17 protein-coding genes are annotated in these 19,142 nt (G+C 66.6%); 8 read left to right on the forward strand and 9 right to left on the reverse strand.

Features of this window, described 5'->3' with window-relative positions; all coding sequences use genetic code 11:
• Positions 1-86 precede the first annotated feature (86 nt).
• From I2488_RS13605 to I2488_RS13615, 3 genes are all read left to right on the forward strand, one after another.
• Positions 87-368, forward strand: a complete 282-nt coding sequence (locus I2488_RS13605; protein ID WP_196276357.1) for a type II toxin-antitoxin system RelE/ParE family toxin — start codon at positions 87-89, stop codon at positions 366-368.
• Complete coding sequence (locus I2488_RS13610; protein ID WP_343071072.1) at positions 334-660, forward strand: HigA family addiction module antitoxin; 327 nt, start codon at positions 334-336, stop codon at positions 658-660. The genes I2488_RS13605 and I2488_RS13610 overlap by 35 nt, the downstream gene beginning before the upstream one ends.
• A 71-nt stretch (positions 661-731) precedes the next feature.
• Complete coding sequence (locus I2488_RS13615) at positions 732-1,235, forward strand: hypothetical protein (RefSeq protein WP_196276358.1); 504 nt, start codon at positions 732-734, stop codon at positions 1,233-1,235.
• Between the two features lies 1 nt (position 1,236).
• Here I2488_RS13615 and I2488_RS13620 read toward each other — a convergent pair whose 3' ends face one another.
• The 4 genes from I2488_RS13620 to tsaD are packed head-to-tail and all read right to left on the reverse strand — an operon-like array spanning position 1,237 to position 5,342.
• Positions 1,237-1,785: a hypothetical protein gene (locus I2488_RS13620; protein ID WP_196276359.1), complete on the reverse strand. Its 549-nt coding sequence runs from the start codon at positions 1,783-1,785 to the stop codon at positions 1,237-1,239.
• 38 nt (positions 1,786-1,823) lie between these two features.
• Positions 1,824-3,305: a lipopolysaccharide biosynthesis protein gene (locus I2488_RS13625; protein ID WP_196276360.1), complete on the reverse strand. Its 1,482-nt coding sequence runs from the start codon at positions 3,303-3,305 to the stop codon at positions 1,824-1,826.
• Positions 3,298-4,293, reverse strand: coding sequence for an NAD(P)H-dependent glycerol-3-phosphate dehydrogenase (locus tag I2488_RS13630; RefSeq protein WP_196276361.1), 996 nt, complete (start codon positions 4,291-4,293; stop codon positions 3,298-3,300). Before I2488_RS13630 ends, I2488_RS13625 begins: the two co-directional genes overlap by 8 nt.
• Entirely contained in the window at positions 4,290-5,342 is a 1,053-nt protein-coding gene (tsaD, locus tag I2488_RS13635) for a tRNA (adenosine(37)-N6)-threonylcarbamoyltransferase complex transferase subunit TsaD (RefSeq protein WP_196276362.1), read from the reverse strand. Before tsaD ends, I2488_RS13630 begins: the two co-directional genes overlap by 4 nt.
• 45 nt (positions 5,343-5,387) lie before the next feature.
• Here tsaD and hemC point away from each other — a divergent pair, with 45 nt between their 5' ends.
• The 4 genes from hemC to I2488_RS13655 all read left to right on the forward strand — a co-directional run bounded on the left by hemC (position 5,388) and on the right by I2488_RS13655 (position 8,491).
• Positions 5,388-6,323, forward strand: a complete 936-nt coding sequence (gene hemC, locus I2488_RS13640; protein ID WP_196276363.1) for a hydroxymethylbilane synthase — start codon at positions 5,388-5,390, stop codon at positions 6,321-6,323.
• Entirely contained in the window at positions 6,320-6,997 is a 678-nt protein-coding gene (locus tag I2488_RS13645) for a uroporphyrinogen-III synthase (protein ID WP_196276364.1), read from the forward strand. The genes hemC and I2488_RS13645 overlap by 4 nt, the downstream gene beginning before the upstream one ends.
• A gap of 29 nt (positions 6,998-7,026) precedes the next feature.
• Entirely contained in the window at positions 7,027-7,965 is a 939-nt protein-coding gene (locus I2488_RS13650) for a COG4223 family protein (RefSeq protein WP_196276365.1), read from the forward strand.
• Between the two features lie 115 nt (positions 7,966-8,080).
• Complete coding sequence (locus I2488_RS13655; RefSeq protein ID WP_196276366.1) at positions 8,081-8,491, forward strand: hypothetical protein; 411 nt, start codon at positions 8,081-8,083, stop codon at positions 8,489-8,491.
• A 192-nt stretch (positions 8,492-8,683) separates the two neighbouring features.
• On the opposite strand, the gene I2488_RS13660 is transcribed toward I2488_RS13655, so the two are convergent.
• Positions 8,684-9,901, reverse strand: coding sequence for an FAD-dependent monooxygenase (locus tag I2488_RS13660; protein ID WP_196276367.1), 1,218 nt, complete (start codon positions 9,899-9,901; stop codon positions 8,684-8,686).
• Complete coding sequence (locus tag I2488_RS13665; protein WP_196276368.1) at positions 9,898-11,583, reverse strand: alkaline phosphatase family protein; 1,686 nt, start codon at positions 11,581-11,583, stop codon at positions 9,898-9,900. The genes I2488_RS13660 and I2488_RS13665 overlap by 4 nt, the downstream gene beginning before the upstream one ends.
• A gap of 121 nt (positions 11,584-11,704) precedes the next feature.
• Between I2488_RS13665 and I2488_RS13670 the strand changes: the two genes are divergently transcribed.
• Positions 11,705-13,750 (forward strand): protein-disulfide reductase DsbD family protein, encoded by a 2,046-nt coding sequence (locus I2488_RS13670; protein WP_196276369.1) that lies wholly within the window; start codon positions 11,705-11,707, stop codon positions 13,748-13,750.
• Between the two features lie 4 nt (positions 13,751-13,754).
• Here I2488_RS13670 and I2488_RS13675 read toward each other — a convergent pair whose 3' ends face one another.
• The 3 genes from I2488_RS13675 to I2488_RS13685 all read right to left on the reverse strand — a co-directional run bounded on the left by I2488_RS13675 (position 13,755) and on the right by I2488_RS13685 (position 19,137).
• A complete protein-coding gene (locus I2488_RS13675) occupies positions 13,755-14,528 on the reverse strand; it encodes an SDR family NAD(P)-dependent oxidoreductase (protein WP_196276370.1) in 774 nt (257 codons plus the stop codon).
• Between the two features lie 71 nt (positions 14,529-14,599).
• Positions 14,600-16,000, reverse strand: coding sequence for an efflux transporter outer membrane subunit (locus I2488_RS13680; RefSeq protein ID WP_196276371.1), 1,401 nt, complete (start codon positions 15,998-16,000; stop codon positions 14,600-14,602).
• Entirely contained in the window at positions 15,997-19,137 is a 3,141-nt protein-coding gene (locus I2488_RS13685) for an efflux RND transporter permease subunit (protein ID WP_196276372.1), read from the reverse strand. Before I2488_RS13685 ends, I2488_RS13680 begins: the two co-directional genes overlap by 4 nt.
• Positions 19,138-19,142 lie beyond the last annotated feature (5 nt).

Genomic DNA, 19,142 nt, shown 5'->3' on the forward strand with positions numbered 1-19,142 from the left:
CGCTTTCCACAGCTTTACAAAAAAGTCTATCTAAATCAGGCTCTTGAGAATTAGCGCAAAGGAGATCTGCATAATATCATGCAGCCATGATTGTAAGCTTTGCCAACAAGGAAACTGAGGCCGGCTGGTCCGGCCTGCGCAGTCGAAAGCTGCCTGCCGAAATCCAGCAACGCGCTCTCGCCAAGTTGGCGATGCTTGATGCGGCTGCCGAGTTGGACGATCTGAAAAATCCGCCGAGCAATCGGCTGCACGATCTCAAGAAGGATCGCGCTGGCCAACATTCCATTTCCATTAACATGCAATGGCGCATATGTTTCGTCTGGAAAGACGGAAATGCCCACGATGTCGAGATCACCGATTACCACTGACGAGGAATGGCTGCACAACCCGCATGCGGGGGAATTGCTTGCGTCCGAATTCATGGAGCCGCTCGGGCTGGACGCCGCAGCGCTTGCTTCGGCAATCGGGATCGATGTGGCACGCCTTGATGCGCTTTTGGCTGGCAGTGCGCGGATCGATGGGGAAATGGACCTCCGGCTTGCCCGCTATTTCGGCATGTCGGAAGGCTTTTTCTTGCGGCTGCAGGATCAGTTCGAGCTACGCGAGGCCAAGAGGTCGCTGCAGTCCGATCTCGACCGTATCGTTCCCCGCGCCGCCTGATCCAGCCAGTGAAGACAGTATTTGTTGCCATCGCGGCCCTCACCCTTGCCGCTTGCTCCAAGTCACCCGCGATGCCGACGCGCGAGGGGGCGCCTGACGGTGCCGTGCGGATGGCCATGCCTGAGGGCGAGGCTTTGCCGGGGGTGCGTGATGGGGAATCGCAGGCGTCCTGGGCCGGGGGATCGGACGGGCTTTCGGTGCGCTATGGGCATCCGGGGGAGCCGCCGCTGGTTTCCATCGCCTGCCGCGAGGGCGTGCTGACCGTGACCCGCCACGCTGCCGCGCCAGTCGGGGCGCAGGCCTTATTTGCGCTGGTGGGGAGCGAGGGGATCATGCGGCTGCCGGTGGACGCGACCTCGGTGCCGGGACAGCGCGGTTATATCTGGCAGGGGACGATCTCGGCCGACGACAGCCGGACCAAGGTGCTCGCCGGGTCCTACAACGGCACGCTGCCGGGGGCGGGGATGATCAAGGTTTCGGCAGGAGCACCGGTGCGCGACCTGATCGGCAGGTGCCGCCGCTCAGCGCCTGCTTCTGCGCCGGAGCCTGTCGCCCCGGCGCAGGTGGCCGAATAAGTCAGACCTTGCCGAACTTCGCTTCGTAGGCAGCGGTATCGCCGCTGGCGAGAAGCTTGGCCTGCTCGACCCAGTTGTCGCGCTTGGCCCGGCCGGCGAAAGTGCCAAGCTGGGCGTCGATCTTCGCGATATCCTCGTCCGTCCACGCGGCGATCTGGGCGTATGTTGTGATGCCAAGCGAGGTAAGCAGGGCCTTGAGCTTGGGGCCGACGCCCTTGATGCGGCCGAGGTCGTCGCCAGTAGCTTCGGCAGCGGGGGCCGGAGCAGGCGATGCCTCGATGATCTCTTCTGCAGCGGCTGCGGCGACCACTTCGCCAACCCCGGCCATTGTCCCGACGCCCGGCGGCGGCGTGACCAGCGCGGCGGCGCTTGGCGCATCGATCAGCGCATTGTTGCGCGCGGCGGGCGCAGCGCCTTCGGACAGGACGTCAGTGTATTCGCGCTTGTTGGGCGTGGGCTTGGAACGGCCCCAGACCCACCACACCACGAAGGCGACGACAAGAACGATGCCCGCCAACAGGATCTGTTTGGATTCAAGCGATTGCAGCATCTGCATGACCCCTTAAACGATAAGTGCGTGCGAAAGTGTCAGGCCGGTTGCTGCTTGCGGAACAGCACGCGGTCCTCGGGTCCGAACGCGCGGACCCACAACATGTAGCAGTAAATACCCAGAATTGCCGGAATTCCAACGGCGAGTTCCGCCCATTCGGGAAGCCAGGTCATCGCCACGCCCACGGCGATGGCGGGAATGATCGCCCATGCCAGGCCCCAGCGCCAGTTGCTGATCGAGTGGCCGAGAATGCGGGTCAGCACGCGCGACTTTACCGCCGAGGACAGGCCGAGCGAGATGGCCAGGGCCAGCGCGGCGGCAGCGGCGACGTACATTGGCCCCGGCGTCACCTGCTTCGCCACGAGGATCAGGCCGATCGTCAGGACCGCCTGCAGCGCGATTGTGGCGAGGCTGATCCACAGGTTGCGCATGCGGGCGAGGTAGACCAGCGCCGCTTCGCTCACCACCGCCTTGGAGGCGACGACTTCTGCGACGAGCAGGAACACCAGCGCCGCAGTGCCGGAAACGAAGGCGGGACCGCCAAGGCCCATCAGCCCCTCGCCCGGAATGCCCAGTGCCAAGGCTATGCCGATCTGCGCCGCGCCGATCCAGAAGCCAACCTGGCAGACCTGCTTGGCAATCGCGGCATAGTCCTTGTCCTTGACGCTGCGGGTGATCACAGGCCCGAGCACCGGTTCGAAGCTGGTCTTGAGCTTCTGCGGCAGCGAGGCGATCTGCTGGGCGAAGTAGTAGATGCCGACCGGTGCTTCGCCCACGAAGAAGCGCAGGATGAACACGTCGAGCTTGCGGGTGCCCCATTCCACGGCGTCGGCGCCTGCCAGCGGGATATTGCGGCGGGCGATCTGCCACAGCGGGCCGGGGCGCGGCTTCCACGCGCGCGGCAGGCCGTAAGTACGCAGCAGGACGAAGACCGCGACGCCAGTGGCCGCCCATACGGAGGCGAGATAGGCGAGAGTGAGGCCGGAGCTTGGCCAGATGAAGTAGAACGCACCCGCCGCGATGGAGATCGTCCATGGCTCTACCACCGAACGGGCGCGCACCGTGGTCGCCACGTCAAAGCGGTAGGCCAGCGCAGCCAAGGCAAGGTCGCCCAGCGCGAGGCCGGGGATTGACAGCACCAGCAAGCGGTCGGCCAGCGTGAAGTTGCCGCTGGGGTACATCGAGTGCGGGAACAGGTAGATCAGCGCGCCCATGCCGAGCGCGAGTGACATCGCCAGCAGCACTGCGTCACCGACGACATTGGCGGGGTGCTCGTCATTCTCGGCAAGGCGCTGGGCAAGGCCGCGCTTTTGCCCGAGCGTGGCCAGCATCCCGGCGAACTCGACCATGACCAGTGCCGAGGCGAAGCGGCCCATCGCCGGCGCACCATAGAGGCGGCTGGCGATGAACAGGAACGGGATGCGCGCGAGGAGGCGCAGCAGGAAGCCGAGGAAGTTCGTCCGCCCGCCCTTGGCGAGCGCGGCGATATCCTGCTGCGGGGGTTTCGAGGCTTCAGACAAGGACGGCTTCCGCCTTGAGGGGGCGCGAAAGCAATCCCGCGACCACGTCCCGCGCCGGGGCAGCGCCTTCAAGGAGCGTCACTACCGCTTCGACGATAGGCATGGAGATGCCGCGATTGCGGGCGATCTCGGCGAGGACCGGTGCGGTGAAGGCGCCTTCGGCCACCGAGTTCTTCGCGCCCAGCACGTCAGCCGCGCGCGCGCCTTCACCCAGCGCCTTGCCGAGCGAGAAGTTGCGGCTGGAGGTGGAGGAGCAGGTCAGCACAAGGTCTCCCAACCCGGAAAGGCCGGACAGCGTTTCCGCTCGCGCGCCCAGAGCGAGGCCGAAGCGCTGCATTTCGGCAAAGCCGCGGCTGATCAGCGCGGCACGGGCGTTCTGGCCAAGACCGAGGCCATCGACCACGCCGCAAGCGATTGCGAGGACGTTCTTTACCGCACCGCCGATTTCGGCGCCGGTCACGTCGTCGGAGAAATAGGGGCGGAACGTGGGACGCGCGATGGCAGTGGACAGGCGCTGCCACTGGGCTTCGCCACCCTCGCAGGCGAGCGTGACGGCGGTGGGCAGGCCGGCTGCCACCTCGTGCGCGAAAGTGGGGCCGGAAAGCACCGCGATTTCCGCGCCGGGAGCGGCGGCGCGGGCAACATCGGCCATCAAGCGCCCGGTCCCTGCCTCGATGCCCTTGGAGCAGAGCACGACATCGCCGCTCTTGCGGCCCATCGCACCGAGCACGCTGGCGAGGAACTGCGCGGGCGTGACCATCAGCAGCACCGGCAGCGTGGCCATTTCCGCGAGATCGCTGGTGGCGCGGATCGAGGGGGCGAGCCTTGCGGAAGGCAGGAACAGGCTGTTGGTGCGCGCGGCGTTGATCTCCTCGACCAGTTCGGCCTCGCGCGCCCAAAGCAGGACATCGCGGCCGTCGCTTGCCAGCATCTGGGCGAGCGCGGTGCCCCATGCGCCTGCGCCAACGACGCCTACCTGAGCGGTCATGCCTTCACCCCTGCACCGCGCACCGGCGCGGCATTGTCATCCAGCGGCCAGCGCGGGCGCGCCGCCACGTCGAGCGGGTCGGTATATCCCAGAGCGAAGCGCTCGGCGCCAGCCCAGCCGATCATCGCGGCATTGTCTGTGCACAGTTTCGGCGGTGGCGCGACCAGCGGCAGGCCATGTTCAGCGGCCAGTGCCTCGAGCGCGCCGCGCAGGGCGGCATTTGCGGCGACGCCACCGGCGACGACCAGCGCGGTCATGCCCGGCGCGGCGGCCGCGAGCGCGATGCGCGTGCGGTCCACCACGCAATCGAGCGCGGCCTGCTGAAACGAGGCGGCGATGTCGGCATCGGCATGGATGCCGGCGTCCTTGGCCCGCATCACCGCGCTTTTCAGCCCGGCGAAGGAGAAGTGCGGCTCGCCACTGCCAACGAGCGGGCGCGGCAAGGGCACGGACTTCGGATTTCCTTCGCGCGCAAGGCGTTCGACCGCCGGGCCGCCGGGATAGCCGAGGCCGAGGATCTTCGCGGTCTTGTCGAACGCCTCGCCCAGCGCATCGTCGATCGTGGTGGCAAGGCGGCGATACTGGCCGACGCCCGCGACTTCGAGGATCTGGCAATGCCCGCCCGAGACCAGCAGGAGCAGGTAGGGATACTGCAGTGTGGGATCGGCAAGGCGCGGCGAAAGGGCGTGGCCTTCGAGGTGGTTCACCGCCACCAGCGGCTTGTCCGCCGCCATAGCCAGCGCCTTGGCCGTGACGAGGCCGACCATCACGCCGCCGATCAGGCCGGGGCCTGCAGTGGCGGCGATCGCATCGACATCATCGAGCGTCATGCCCGCGTCGGCCAGCACCGCCTCGACCATCGGCCCCAGCACTTCCACATGCGCGCGCGCCGCAATTTCGGGCACGACGCCGCCATAAGGACGGTGCTCTTCGTCTTGCGAAGCAATGCGTTGCGCGACAATGCGCGCGGCCAGCGTCGTGCCATTGCCGTCGATCACCGCGGCGGCGGTTTCGTCACAGCTGGATTCTATGCCAAGGATCAGGGCCATCTGGGCCTTTCCTCTAGTGATAATCCCCGTTACGGCAAGCAAAGCATGAACACGCGCACGCTTGAACGCCCGCTGAGGCTCGGAACCCGCCGCTCCCCGCTCGCCATGGCGCAGGCCGAGGAGACGCGCGACAGGCTGTGCGCTGCCCATGGCTGGGACGAGAGCATGGTCGAGATCGTGCCCGTCACCGCCAGCGGCGACAAGATTCTTGACCGCCCGCTGGCCGAGATCGGTGGCAAGGCGCTGTGGACCAAGGAACTCGACGCCTGGCTGTTCGAAGGCGAGATCGATTTTGCGGTCCATTCGATGAAGGACGTGGAGACCCTCAGGCCTGAAGAATTCTGCATTGCCGCCGTTCTTCCTCGCGCCGACGTGCGTGACGTGCTGGTTGGCGCGCCCTCCATCCACGCAATCCCGCCCGGCGCGCGCGTCGGCACCAGCGCGCCAAGACGCGCGGCGCAGATGCTGCACGCGCGGCCCGACCTCAAGATCGTTGGCTTTCGCGGCAATGTCGCCACGCGGCTCGCGAAGTTGCAGGCGGACGAGGCGGACGTGACGCTGCTGGCGGCGGCTGGCCTGCAGCGACTGGGCGAGACTGGCGTTGGCACGCCGCTGTCCGAGTTCGAATGGCTGCCTGCCCCGGCGCAAGGCGCGATCGGCATCGAATGCCTGGTGGCGAGCGAGGATGTGCGTGGCTGGCTTGCGGCTATCGACGACAGGCCGACGCATGAGGCTGTGCTGGCCGAGCGCGGCTTGCTGGCGGCGCTGGGCGGCAATTGCCACAGCCCGATTGCGGTGCTGACCACGCATCACGAAAGCTCGCTCACCCTGCGCGCGGCAATCTTCAGCCCGGACGGGGCCGAGCGCGTGGAGGCGAGCGAGACGTTTGCGCCCGCCGACGCTGAAGGCCCGAAGCGGCTGGCGCATCGCCTGCTTTCGCAAGCGCCGGAATCCGTGACGGTGCACTTCTCCGGCGAATGAGCTTGCCGCTGGTGGTGATCCGGCCCGAGCCGGGGAATGCGGCGACCTGCGCAGCGGCGCGGGACTTGGGGCTGGAACCTGTCGCTGCCCCGCTGTTCGAGATCAAGCCGGTCAATTGGGACGTGCCAGAGGGTCGCTTCGACGCCATCCTCGCGGGCAGTGCCAATGTATTTCGCCATGGCGGGGCAGGTCTGGCTGCCTTCGCCGAGGTGCCGGTGATCGCGGTGGGAGAGACTACGGCGGCGGCGGCACGGTCTGCGGGCTTTGCCGTGGCACGAGTGGGCGAAGGCGGATTGCAGCCGGTGGTCGCTACATTGCCACCGGGGAATTACATCCGAATCGCCGGTGAAGACCGGGTGACGCTGACCCCGCCCGAAGGCGTGCGAATCGTCACGGTTGTTACTTATGCCGCGCGGAAACGGGCGGTTCCGGACGCGCTGCGGGCGCGGCTGGAACGCGGTGCGGTGGTGCTTTTGCACTCCGGGGAGGCGGCCCGCCATTTCGCGCAGGAATGCGAAGCCCTTGGAATCCGGAAGCAAAGTCTCCATCTGGTGTGCTTGGCCCCACGCATAGCGGAACTCGCTGGCAATGGCTGGGGCACAGTCGCAGTGGCTGCCGGCAGGACCGACAAGGAGGTTCTGGAACTCGGCGCGCGGATGTGCCAGACAGTGTGACTTCGGGGCGACAGGACAAGCGAAAACGCATGGAGGATCTGGCTTACAGCACGCGGGGGCAAAGCCCGCGAAGGAGCGGCATAGGCGGCCGCGGCATCGCTGCGCTGGTCGCCGGATGCCTGCTGGCAGGCGCTGCCGGAGCCGCGTGGATCGGCTGGCGCAATGGCCTGATCGACGTGCGCATGGACGGTTCAGGGCTACCGCAACTGGTCACCTCTCCTGCCACCACCGAACCTGCGCCCGGCCCGTCTGCCGCCGAAACAGCCGCAGCGCAGGCGCAGATCGGCGCGCAGGTTGACAGCACCGCCGCCAAGATCGCCATGCTCGAACAGCGGCTGGCTGAATTGAACCAGCAGGCGATCGCCGCATCGGGCAACGCGACCCACGCCGAATCGCTGCTGCTCGCTTTCGCCGCGCGCCGGGCGCTGGAGCGCGGCCAGCCCCTCGGCTGGATCGAGGCGCAGTTGCGCGCGCGCTTTGGCACCACGCAGGGCGCAGCAGTGGACCGCGTCATCGCCGCCGGCGCCGCGCCGGTGACGCTCGCCCAGCTTGGCGAACAGTTCGAACTGCTCGCGCCCGAACTGGTCGGCGGCAAGGCCGATGAAGGCACGTTCGACTGGCTCGGCCGCCAGCTTTCAGACCTCTTCGTGATCCGCCACGACGATTCCCCCTCGCCCGCCCCCGAAAGCCGCCTGCAACGCACCCGCGCCTACCTTGCCGGCGGCAAGATCGAGGCCGCTGCGGCAGAAGTCGAAAAGATGCCCGGCCACGACGCTGCCGCCGACTGGCTGGTCCGCGCGCGCGACTACATGGCGACGCAGCGGGCGCTGGATCAGCTTGAGGCGGCAGCACTGATGGGAGCGCAGCCGGTCAGCGCGCCTGCGCAGACTGTGGCGCCGGAGCCGACGGCCAGCGCAGCGCCTGCAGTGCCACCGCTGCCACCGGCGGGGTCTACGCCGCAGATTTGAGGTGGGAGTCAGAGGCGGTAGCTCAGTCCGCTTTTGCGATTTACGCACCGAGAGCGGCCGTTCAGGATACGACGCCATTGCGGACGTCACGGTAGTCAGACATTGTCCGGCTGCGATGGACCTTCCCCTCGATCCTGAAGTGGCTCTCCCGAGCCTGCCCTTTGGCACCAACCGACACGAGGTGAGGCGCTTTTTTGCGGGCGAACCGCGCACTTTCCGCCGCACGCAAGCAGATCGGGAGAGCGACTATTGGGCAGAACTTGGCGTATTCGCCTACTACGATAATGCTGATCGGCTTGAAGCCATCGAGCTTGCCTCGCCGGCCCGCCCGGTCATCTCGGGGGAAACACTAACTTGCCTAACATTGCAGAAGGCAAAACAACTGCTCAAGCGTCTCGACGACAATATGAAAGACGAAGGTGGCGCAGCAACCTCCAAAGCACTTGGCATAGCGATTTGGACGGGGGCGGGTGAGCATGGGATGGTCAATGCTGTCCTGCGCTTTGCACCAGGCTATTTTGAGTGAACCCTACGACCGCTACCCACTCCAAAGCAGCCATTCAAGTCGCAGTGCTGCAATCCCCAAACCGGTCGTCTCGGACTTGATCCGGGACCCCGCTTTTCTTCTTCAGCGCTGGGCCAAGAGAAAAGCGGGATCCCGGGTCGAGCCCGGGATGACGAAAATGGGGTGGCGGGTGATGGGGTTAATCCCCCAAGCTCACGCCGCGCGCAGCAGCTTCGGCAGGTCTCCGCTCATCCCGCGCGCCTCGTCCATGAACCAGCGCTTCAGCGGCGCGGCGCGTTGGACGCCGGCCATGCCCAATCGCCGCACTGCCGAGGGCAGCTTGCCTGGGATACCGAACAGGCGGGTGAGGACGTCGGTGGCGGTGGCGACCATGAAGGTGTCGGCGGCGCGCCAGCGTTCGTAGCGGACGAGGAGTTGGGCATCGCCCACGTCGAGGCCGAGACGCACGCCGTCAGACAGCACCTCGACCAGCGCCGCGACATCGCGCAGGCCGACGTTGAGCCCCTGCCCGGCGATCGGGTGCATGCCGTGCGCGGCATCGCCGACCAGCGCCAGCCGGTCCTCGACGATGCGTGCGGTGTGGTGGAAGTTGAGCGGATAGGACGTGCGCGGGCTGGCGAGTTCGATCTGGCCGAAGATGCCGTGCATCCGGCTCGCCACTTCGTTCAGGAACATCGCCTCGGGCATGGCGAGGACGGCGGCGGCGTCCTTCTCGGCCACGGTCCAGACCAGCGCCGAGCGGTGCTTGCCGCCTTCGTCAAGCAGCGGCAGCAACGCGAAGGGGCCTGCCGGATAGAACACTTCCCACGCCACATTGCCATGGGGCTTTTCGTGGGTCAGCCCGGCAATGATCGCGCGGTGGCCGTAGTCCCACCTGGCGGGGGTGAACCCGGCCTCATCGCGCGTCGGGCTCTTGCGGCCTTCCGCTGCGACCATCAGCCGCCCCTTCAGGATACGCCCATCCTTGAGCGTGACCGACACGCCATGCTCACCGCGTTCGCGGGCGATGACGTGGCTGTTGGGGTGGAAGGTGATCGCCTCTTCCCGCGCGGCCACGCCATACATGGCGATGCGCAGATCGCGGTTGGCGTACATGCGGCCCAGCGAGCCATCCCCCTCGCCCGGCTTGAAGTCGATCCGGCCCGGCTTCATTCCGTCGGTTACCGCGATGGATTCGATCGGGCAGCCCTTGGGCGCCAGTTCCTCGGCCATGCCGAGGTTGGTGTAGAGGTTCCAGCTGGCCGTCGAGATTGCCGAGGCGCGACCGTCGAACCCTTCGGCGGTCTGCGCCGCAGGGTCCGAATTGTCGACCACGTGGGAGGTGATCCCGGCCTTGGCGAGGCCGATGGCCAGCGTCATCCCGACGAGGCCACCACCCAGAATAACGACGTCAGCCTGCGACTCGTTCACTTCGATGCTCCACACGTGTTTGCCGTGCCACCATCGAGATCGAGGCAGCGTCCGTCAAATGCCCCTTGGGGGGTCTTGAGGCCGATCAGGGCGGCAAGCGACGGGGCAATGTCCACGGTTTCGACGCCGCTCGGCTGTTCGAAGCCGGTAAGCCCCTTGCGCCAGAACAGGATCGGCACGCGACGGTCATAGTCCCAGGGACTGCCGTGGGTGGCGACATAGCCGGGACCGGGCGCCGGGATCGGCACGATGCCGCGCTTGAGGAACACGACAAAATCGCCCGAATGCAGCGGGTTGTACGAAGCGCGGGCACGCTCGGCCAGGGTCCAGCTTTCGGGCGAACGGGTCGGCATCGGCGTTGCAGCGATTTCGGCGGCGGAGAGCACGACTTCGACCTGCGGATCGGCTTCGAGCAGGGCCTTGGCATCATCGACCAGCTTGCCCTTGGTTCCGGCATCGAGATCGCGGCGCAGCCAGTAATCGCCCGAAGGCCCATCCGACAGGATCAGGTTCTTGGGTTCGAGGCCATACTTCTTGCCCAGCGTGGCCGAGAGCGCCTGTGCCGAAACCGCACTGCCGACGCGGGCAGACTTTTCGAGCGCCTGTTCGTGCAGGCGTTCAGGAATATCGAAGCCACCGTGGTCAGCGGTGAGCACCACGGCATAGTCGATGCCGCGCTTGTCGAGGCTGGCGAAGAAATCGCCCAGAGCGAGGTCAAGCTGAGTCAACTGAATGCACATTTCCGCGCCTTCGGTGCCGGTGGCGTGGCCGACATAGTCGGTGGCCGATAGGCTGACGGCGAGGAGATCGGGCACGGTGTTCCGGCCCAGCTTCTGTTCGTCGACCAGCTTGACCGCAAGGTCGAGCGTGGCGCGATCGAGGCGGGGGGAGACGCGGAACTGCTCGGCCTCTCCGGCCTTGAGCGCGAAGTGGCCGGTGCCGATCGTGACGCTGCCGGCCTGAACCGGACGGTCCTGACGCGCGCACCACGCCGGGAGCGGGAACGCGGGCGCGCCCTTTTCGAGCAGCTTGGTCACTTCGGCGTTCTCAGCCACTGCGGTGGCGCCAAGCTCGCGCCCGGCCAGCGTGACGAACTGCTTGCCCTTCCACCAGTAGACCTGATCGATATCGTGCCCGCCCATCATCAGCGCGCCGCGGTCCTTGCCCGAAACGGCGACGTTACGCGCGGCTGGATTGGCCTTCTTCATCCATTCGCCCAGCGTCGGGACAAGCAGATGGACTGGCGAGGCGACATAGCCGCCGCCGCCCGACGAACGCTTGGAAACGTCCTCGGCGCAATAGACGACCTTCGATCCGGTGGTGACCGTCTGGTCGATCCACGAGTTGGCGATGATGCCGGTGTGCGCCGGGCGATTGCCGGTGAGGATGGTGGAGTGGCCGGGGCAGGTTTCGGTCGCGGCGTGGCTCTGGAAGCCCGCCGGGAACACCGCGCCTTGCGTCAGCCGCGCGAAGCCGCCGGTGAAGCGTTGGCGATATTGCGCAAAGATGTCGGCCGAGAACTGGTCGATCGAGATGGCGACGAGCAGCTTGGGCGCGCCTGCGGGGACCTGCTGGGTGACGGCGGGAGCGGGGGCGGCTTCCTGCGCTGCCAGAGGGACGACGGGGGCAGCGCATGCCAGCAGAACGGCGGCGTAACGGGTCAGGGTCTTCACGCGAAACATACTCCTGTGGGCACGTACTCTGGACTCGAAAGCAGGCCAGCCGTAGGACGCCCAAGAGCGCTACGCATGGCCCGCCCGGCGCTCCTGTTCAAGGGGCCAGATGGAACCGGTGACGCCCCTGATGCCGATACGCGAACTGGCCGGGATCAAGACCTTGCGGATCATAGCGATGTTTGTGACGGCGATATGGCTGATGGCTTTCGCGCCTGCGCAGGCCGCACCCAACCACATGCGCGCAAGCCTGATCGCCGAAGGTCCTGCGGCACCCGGTGGCACCGTCACGCTCGCGCTGCTGATGCAGCCGGAGCCGGGCTGGCACGGCTACTGGTCAAACCCGGGCGACGCCGGTTACGGGCTGACGCTGGACTGGACCTTGCCCAAGGGGGCGGGCACCGGGGGGATGCAGTTCCCGGTGCCGCAGACGCTGGTGATCCAAGGGCTGATGAACCACGTCTACGAGCATGATTATGCGGTGCTGGTCCCGCTGAAGCTGCCTGCGGACGCGGTGCCCGGAACGCTGCTGCCGATCAGCGTCAAGGCGCAGTGGCTGGTGTGCACCAACGAGATCTGCGTGCCGGAGCGTGCCGAATTGCAGGGCACGGTTACGGTTGGTTCCGGCCCAGGCGACACGCGTTTCGAGGCCTGGCGCGCGGCGCTTCCCGCACCGCTGGACCGGGCTGGCACTTTTGCGGTGACTGGCAATGCGCTGCGGCTGGCCCTGCCCTTCCCGGCGTCTGCCGCGCTAGAAGCGCCGCACCTGTTCCTCTCGACCGAAGGACTGATCGACTACGGCGCGAGGCAGCGCTTCTTCCGCGATGGCGATACGCTGGTGGTGGAAGTCCCTCTCGCAAAGTCCCCGGCGATCGTGGGCAAGGTCGAGGGCGTGCTGGCGATGGGCAAGGACGCGGGCGGAATTGCCTTTGCAGCCAACCCCGGCGCGGTGCCGTCGGGCGGCAACGAGGTGGGCGGCGAAGGAGAATTTTCCGCTGCTACGCTGGGCTTCGCCTTGCTTGGCGCATTTCTCGGCGGGCTGATCCTCAATGTGATGCCGTGCGTGTTCCCGATCCTCAGCCTGAAGGCGCTGGCCCTGGCGCGCGGCAATTCGCACAATGCGCGGAGCGAGGGGCTCGCCTATACGGCTGGCGTCGTATTGGCCTGCCTGCTGCTGGGCGGCGTGATGCTGGCGCTGCGCGCAGGGGGAGAGCAGGTCGGCTGGGCGTTCCAGTTGCAGGAACCCGGCGTGGTTGCGGTGCTGATCCTGCTGGCCGTGGCAATCACGGCGAACTTTGCCGGACTCTATGAACTGCCCGGCCTTTCGGTGGAGCGCGGTGCGGGCAATTCCGGCGCGTTCGGCACCGGCCTGCTCGCCGCGTTCGTCGCCACGCCCTGCACTGGCCCGTTCATGGCGGCGGCGATGGGTGCGGCGCTGGTCCTGCCGACGTGGGCGGCGCTGGGCGTGTTCGCTGCGCTGGGGGTGGGGCTTGCCCTGCCGTTCCTGCTGATCGGCTTTGTCCCCGCACTGCGGCGCGTGCTGCCCAAGCCGGGCAAGTGGATGGAGCGCTTCCGCCGGGTGATGGCGATACCGATGGGGCTGACGGCGGCGGGCCTGCTATGGCTGGCGTCGCGCCTCGGCGGTCAGGTCTTCGCGGGCGTGCTGCTGCTGCTCGCGGTTGTCCTCGTTGCTGCCCTGTGGCGCGTCGGGCGGGAGCAGCGCGGTGGGCGTTCGACGCTGCGCTGGATGGCTCCGAGTGCTGCGGTGATGATCGCCATCGCCGCAGCAGGGGCACCCCGCCTCGCCAGTACCAGTGTGGTCGCGGAAGAGGACCTGCTCGGCTCGGTGCCGTTCGATGAGGCCAAGCTCGCCGAGGCGCGGCAGAACAAGATGCCGGTGTTCCTCTACTTCACCGCCGACTGGTGCCTGTCCTGCAAGGTCAACGAGAAGGTCGCGATCGAGACCAGCACCGTCGACGCCGCATTCCGCATCCGCAAGGTTATCGTGATGAAGGGCGACTGGACGCGGCGCGACCCGAAGATCACGCGCTTCCTGGCGAGCCATGGCGCTGCGGGCGTGCCGCTTTACCTGTGGTATCCCAACGGCGGGGGCGAACCCCGGCAGTTGCCGCAGGTGCTGACCAAGGACATGCTGGTCGATCTCGTCGGCGAGTAGGCCCTTAGAGGCTCTGGCCGTCATCCACCGAGATGAAGGTGCCGGTCACCTGGCGCGAGGCGTCCGAGGCGAAGAACAGCATCATGTCATCGAGCGCGGTGATGTCGGTCAGGCGCTTGCGCGGCCAAGAGGCGATCTGCGCCTTGCCGCCTTCGCTGTCGAACCACTCGCCATCGATCTCGGTGCGGACGTAGCCGGGCTGGATCACGTTGACATTGATCCCGAGCCGCGCCCATTCGCGCGCGAACTGGCGGCCGAGGTGCTGGACGGCGAGCTTGGTCGCGGCATAGGCACTGTCGCCCTGCGCGGTCATCTGCGCGGTGATCGATCCGGTCAGGATGATCCGACCCTTCTCGCTCTGCTTCGATCCCGCAGCGATCATCCGCCGTGCCCCTTCGCGCGCGGTGAGGTAGACGCCGTTGAAGTTGGTGTCGACCACGCGGCGCATGGCATCGGCGGGCAGATCGACCGAGCGCCCCGCCTCGACGATCCCGGCATTGGCGACGACGACATCAGGCACACCGATGCCCGCTTCTGCCGCATCGAAGGCGGCGATGATCGAGGCTTCATCGGTTACGTCCAGAGCCACGGCCAGAGCCTTGCCGCCGTTGGCGTTGATTTCTTCCGCCAGCGCGGCAACACGCTCGACGCGTCGGGCTCCGATCACCACCGCAGCGCCCGCCGCCGAGAACAGACGGGCGAAGTGCGCGCCGAGACCGGACGAGGCGCCAGTGATCAGCGCGGTGCGGCCAGCGAGCGAATAGCGTGGGACGTCCATGGTTCTCTCCGAAAAGGTCGGAACCGTTTAACCGCCTGCTTAACGCTGACAACCCGCTTTTTGCCGAGCACTCACCTTGCAGTGCTTTCCACCAGCCCGCCGCCCAGCGCGCGATAAAGCTCGACCATGTTCGCCGCCTTGGTCAGGCGCGCCGAAACCAGCGACTGGCGGGCGTTGTAGAGCGTGCGCTGTGCATCGAGCGGTTCGAGGTAGTTCGCCACGCCCGCATCATAGCGCGACTGGCTGATGCGATAGGCGGTGGCCGCGTTGGCTTCGAGCGAGGACTGCGCGCGGATGCTCTCGTCGATCGTGCCGCGACGGGCCAAAGCGTCGGCCACTTCGCGGAACGCGGTCTGGATGGTGCGCTCGTAAGTGGCGACGGCGGCATCGCGCGAGGCCTTGGCGGCGGCGAGATTGTTGGCCGTCGCCCCACCATCGAAGATCCGCTGGCGCAACGAGCCATTGACCGTCTTCTGGAACTCGCCGCTGTTGAAGATGTTGGTCAGCCCGGCGCTTGCAAAGCCGAACAGGCCGGTGAGCGAAAGCGTCGGGAAGAACGCCGCACGCGCCGCGCCGATATCGGCATAGGTTGCCTTGAGGTCATGTTCGGCGGCCAGCACGTCAGGGCGGCGCAGCAGCACTTCCGAAGACAGGCCGACCGGCAAGGCATCGCGCAACTGGTCCCCTGTGCCGAGCGTGGTCGGCAGGACATCGTCGGCGAGGGGCTTGCCTGCAATCAGTTCGAGAGCGTTGCGGGACTGGGCAAGGCTTGTGCGAAACTCGGCAACGGCAGCCTCGGCGCTGTTTAGCGCGGTGGTCGCCGTGGCGACTTCGAGCTTGGTGCCGATGCCATTGGCCTCGCGGCGCAGGTTCACGTCGAGCGTCTTGCGCCGGGACGCCACGGTTTCCTCGGCGATGCGCAAGGCGTCGGCGGTGGCGGCGTAGGACAACCAGGCAGTGGCCGTCTCCGCCACGAGCGCGATCTGCGTGGCCTTGCGGCCTTCGTCGGTAGCGAGATAGCTTTCGAAGGCGCTCTGGCTCTGGTTGCGCAGGCGGCCCCACAGGTCGATCTCGTAGGCACTGGTGCCGGCCTGGACGAGGAAATTGTCGGTCACGCGCCCGGCTGTGCCCTGCACCGCCGAGAGCGTGCCGGAGGCATTGACGATCGGGAACAGCGCCGCCCGATTGACGCGATAGAGCGCTCTCGCCCGCTCGACGTTGGCCAGCGTGGCGCGCAGGTTGCGGTTCTCGGCGAGTGCCGTGGCAATGACCTGCTGCAACCGCGCATCGACGAAGAAGTCGCGCCAGCCGACAGCGTCGGTGGCCGCGTCCCCTGCCGCCAGCACCGGATAGCTTCCGCCTTGCGGAAGGGCTTGCGGCACAGGCGCAGCGGGTTGCACGTACTTCGGCGCGAGGTTGCATCCGGCGAGTGCCAGCGCAGGCAGTGTGGCGAAGAGGGTTCGCAGCTTCATGCGGCTTCTCCTGCCAGCGCCGAGGGTGCGCGACGGGCCTTGCGGCGACTGACCCAGCCCTTCACGACGACGAAGAACACCGGCACGAGGAAGACGGCAAGCAGCGTGGCAGACAGCATCCCGCCCATAACGCCGGTGCCGATTGCCCGCCGACCGTTGGCGCCAGCGCCATCGGCAAAGGCCAGCGGAATGACGCCCGCGATGAACGCAACGCTGGTCATGATGATCGGGCGCAGACGCAGCCGCGCGCCTTCGAGCGCAGCATCGATTGCGCTCGCCCCGCGCGCCATGGCGAACTCTGCGAACTCGACGATCAGGATGGCGTTCTTGGCTGAGAGGCCGATGGTCGTCAGCAGCGCCACCTGGAAATAGATGTCGTTGTCGAAGCCGCGCAACGTGACCGCCAGCACTGCGCCGATGATGCCCAGCGGGATCACCAGCAGCACGGCCACCGGCACCGACCAGCTTTCGTACAGGGCGGCAAGGCACAGGAAGATGAAGAAGATCGATGCCGCATAGAGCAGGCCCGACTGGCTCGACGCCGCCCGTTCCTGATAGGACAGGCCGCTCCACGCCGGCGTGAAGTTGCCTTGAAGCGTGCCGACGTTCTCTTCCATGATCTTCATCGCCTCGCCCGAGCTGACGCCTGGCGCACCGCTGCCCTGAAGCTGCTGCGCGGCAATGCCGTTGAAGCGATCGAGCCGGACCGGGCCCTGCGTCCAGCGCGAGGAGGCAAAGGCGGAGAATGGCGCCATCTCTCCATTGGCACTGCGCACGAACCACTGGCCGAGGTCGGCAGGCTTGGCGCGATAGGGCGCATCACCCTGCACATAGACCCTCTTGACGCGCCCCCGGTCGACGAAGTCGTTCACGTATAGGCCGCCCCACGCGATCGACAGCGTCGAGTTGGCACTGGCGGGTGCGATCTGGAACGCTGTCAGGGCATCGTCGTCGATGTCGACCTTGAGCTGGGGCGTGTCCTCAAGGCCGCCGAAGCGGACTTGCGCCATGCGGGAGTCCTCGCCTGCCAGCTTGGTCAGTTGCTTGCGCGCTGCGGTCAGCGCTTCACGCCCGGCGCCTGCGGCATCCTGGATCCACATCTCGAAGCCCGAAGAGTTGCCAAGGCCCCGGATCGGCGGCGGGTTGAGCACGAAGATCTGCGCCTCGCGCGATTTTCGGAAGTAAGCGTTGAGCCGTTCGGTGATAGCGGCAGCCGAGCGATCCTTGCCCTTTCGCTCCGACCAGTCCTTGAGCAGGACGAAGCCCTGCCCGGCGTTCTGGGCCGAACCGGACTGGCCGCGCCCCATGACCACGAACACTGCCTTGACGTTGTCGGCCTCGGTCTTGCGAATGTAGTCCGAAATGCCCAGCGCCACCGCGCGCGTCTGCTCCGACGTAGAACCCACCGGCAGCTGATAGCTGATCGAGATGTTGCCCTGGTCTTCATCGGGCAGGAAGCTCGTCGGCAGGCGTGAGTAGAGCACGACCATCGCGATGGTGATGCCGAGGAACGCAATCATCCACGGGCGGGGGCGGCCAACGACACGAGCCAGTCGGCTCCGGTAACGCCCTTCGAGGTTCACATAACCCGAATTGAACGCGCTGAAGAAACGCCCTTTGGGCTTCTCATGCTCTGCCACGGGCTTGAGCAGCGTTGCGCAGAGTGCGGGCGTGAACACCAGCGCCACCAGCACCGACAGGGTCATCGCGGATACGATGGTGACCGAGAACTGACGGTAGATCGCGCCTGTCGAACCGCCGAAGAATGCCATCGGCACGAACACGGCCGTCAGCACCAGGGTGATGCCGATCAGCGCCGAGGTGATCTCGTCCATCGATTTGACTGTGGCTTCAAGCGGGCCGAGCTTTTCCTCGTGCATCACGCGCTCGACGTTCTCGACCACCACGATCGCATCGTCGACCAGCAGGCCGATGGCCAGCACCACGCCGAACATGGTCAGGGTGTTGATCGTGTAGCCGAACAGCGAAAGCACGCCGAACGTGCCGAGCAGCACGACCGGCACCGCGATCGCCGGGATCAGGGTCGCGCGCCAGCTTTGCAGGAACACGAACATCACCACGACGACCAGCACGATCGCCTCGAACAGCGACCAGACCACTTCCTCGATCGAGAGCTTGACGAAGATCGAACTGTCGCGCGGGTAGGCGACAGCGTAGCCCTCGGGCAGATCCTTGGCCAGTTCCTCGACCTGCGCCTTGACCAGATCCGCAGTGCGCGTGGCATTGGCGCCGGAGGCCAGGCTGATCGACAGGCCGGTGGCGGGATAGCCATTGAACTTGCTCAGCGAGCCGTAGCTTTCCTCGCCAAGTTCGACGCGCGCCACGTCCTTGAGCTTGACGACGGAGCCGTCGACGTTGGTCTTGACCACCACGTTCTCGAACTGCTCGGGCGTTTCGAGGCGCGAGCGCGCGGTGACCGTGGCGTTGAGGCGCTGCCCTTCGGGCGCGGGGTTGCCGCCGATCTCGCCGGCTGCGACCTGCGTATTCTGCGCCTGCAACGCGGCCGTCACGTCCGAGGGCATGAGCTGGACAGCGGCAAGCCGCAGCGGATCGAGCCAGACCCGCATCGCGAACGAGCCGCCAAAGACCTGAGTGCTGCCGACACCCTCGACGCGCGAGATCGGGTCCTGGAAATGGGTCGTCAGGTAGTCGGAAATATCGGAATTGGTCGCCCGGCCGTTCTTGTCGTAGATCGAGACGACCATGAGCTGGTCGGACTGCGCTTTGTTGACGTTGACGCCCTGCTGCTGGACCACTGCCGGCAGGCGGCTGACGGCGCGCGAGATCGCGTTCTGGACCTGCACCTGTGCCGTGTCGGGATCGGTGCCCTTGTCGAACGTCACGGTTATACTGGCCGACCCGTTCGACGAGGTGGAGCTGAAGTACAGCATCCCGTCGAGGCCTTTGAGCTGCTGCTCTAGCACCTGCGTGACGGAATTCTCGACAGTCGAGGCATCCGCACCGCCATACGTGGCGTTGATCGACACTGTCGGTGGGGCGATGTCGGGGTATTGCTCCACGCCCATCGTGCGCAGCGCGAAGAGGCCGGCGGCCATGATCACGATGGCCAGAACCCAGGCAAAGATCGGACGGTGGGCGAAGAACCGGGAAATCATCGCGG

Source organism: Novosphingobium jiangmenense (genome assembly GCF_015694345.1).
Lineage (GTDB): Bacteria > Pseudomonadota > Alphaproteobacteria > Sphingomonadales > Sphingomonadaceae > Novosphingobium > Novosphingobium jiangmenense.

What these genes read in the sequence shown, in the direction of transcription:
- I2488_RS13605 (WP_196276357.1), top strand. Translation starts at nt 87, where the DNA reads ATGATTGTAAGCTTTGCCAACAAGGAAACTGAGGCCGGCTGGTCCGGC.
- I2488_RS13610 (WP_343071072.1), top strand. Translation starts at nt 334, where the DNA reads ATGCCCACGATGTCGAGATCACCGATTACCACTGACGAGGAATGGCTG.
- I2488_RS13615 (WP_196276358.1), top strand. Translation starts at nt 732, where the DNA reads ATGCCGACGCGCGAGGGGGCGCCTGACGGTGCCGTGCGGATGGCCATG.
- I2488_RS13620 (WP_196276359.1), bottom strand. Translation starts at nt 1,785, where the DNA reads ATGCTGCAATCGCTTGAATCCAAACAGATCCTGTTGGCGGGCATCGTT.
- I2488_RS13630 (WP_196276361.1), bottom strand. Translation starts at nt 4,293, where the DNA reads ATGACCGCTCAGGTAGGCGTCGTTGGCGCAGGCGCATGGGGCACCGCG.
- tsaD (WP_196276362.1), bottom strand. Translation starts at nt 5,342, where the DNA reads ATGGCCCTGATCCTTGGCATAGAATCCAGCTGTGACGAAACCGCCGCC.
- hemC (WP_196276363.1), top strand. Translation starts at nt 5,388, where the DNA reads ATGAACACGCGCACGCTTGAACGCCCGCTGAGGCTCGGAACCCGCCGC.
- I2488_RS13645 (WP_196276364.1), top strand. Translation starts at nt 6,320, where the DNA reads ATGAGCTTGCCGCTGGTGGTGATCCGGCCCGAGCCGGGGAATGCGGCG.
- I2488_RS13650 (WP_196276365.1), top strand. Translation starts at nt 7,027, where the DNA reads ATGGAGGATCTGGCTTACAGCACGCGGGGGCAAAGCCCGCGAAGGAGC.
- I2488_RS13655 (WP_196276366.1), top strand. Translation starts at nt 8,081, where the DNA reads ATGGACCTTCCCCTCGATCCTGAAGTGGCTCTCCCGAGCCTGCCCTTT.
- I2488_RS13665 (WP_196276368.1), bottom strand. Translation starts at nt 11,583, where the DNA reads ATGTTTCGCGTGAAGACCCTGACCCGTTACGCCGCCGTTCTGCTGGCA.
- I2488_RS13670 (WP_196276369.1), top strand. Translation starts at nt 11,705, where the DNA reads ATGCCGATACGCGAACTGGCCGGGATCAAGACCTTGCGGATCATAGCG.
- I2488_RS13675 (WP_196276370.1), bottom strand. Translation starts at nt 14,528, where the DNA reads ATGGACGTCCCACGCTATTCGCTCGCTGGCCGCACCGCGCTGATCACT.
- I2488_RS13680 (WP_196276371.1), bottom strand. Translation starts at nt 16,000, where the DNA reads ATGAAGCTGCGAACCCTCTTCGCCACACTGCCTGCGCTGGCACTCGCC.
- I2488_RS13685 (WP_196276372.1), bottom strand. Translation starts at nt 19,137, where the DNA reads ATGATTTCCCGGTTCTTCGCCCACCGTCCGATCTTTGCCTGGGTTCTG.